Below are 545 nucleotides of genomic sequence, written 5' to 3' on the forward strand. Positions count from 1 at the left end.
TAAGCCCACTAAACTCATCAGTGCAGCGATGCCAATCACCAGCATCAGCGCGGTCGCCGTAAAGATTTCGCGCAAACCAGAGCTCGCCACGTACTTAAGTAACGGGCGGCTTAAAAAGTGTCAGCCAAAAACAACATTTGCAAACAAGGCAATGATGACAATTCCGTATGCCCAGCCCGGCAAATCGGCCACGAGGTTTAAATCGTCATGATGCTGCGCAGCAGTTTGAACGGCATTTTGTGCTTGTTCGACTAACTCCGGCAGGGCCAACAATGGAATAAAGGCCAACATCGGGATAACAGCGATATCTTGAAAGAGGAGAACAGAAAACGCGTTTTTACCACCTTCTGTTTTGGTTAGCCCTTTTTCGCTAAAGGTTTGCAGCACAATGGCGGTTGATGACAGCGCGAAAATTAGGCCAATCGCCAGAGCAATCGTCCAAGGCTGCTCAAAGTACAAGGCGATACCCATAATCGCGGCGACAGTGCCGCCAACTTGCAAGCCACCTAACCCCATCAAGCGATTACGCATCGCCCACAGCATTT

1 pseudogene is annotated in these 545 nt (G+C 49.9%); it reads right to left on the reverse strand.

Features of this window, described 5'->3' with window-relative positions:
* Nucleotides 1-545 (reverse strand): annotated as a pseudogene (locus R7044_RS27465) (cation:proton antiporter); the annotation flags it as partial.

It is taken from the genome of Vibrio sp. 1402 (genome assembly GCF_033340275.1).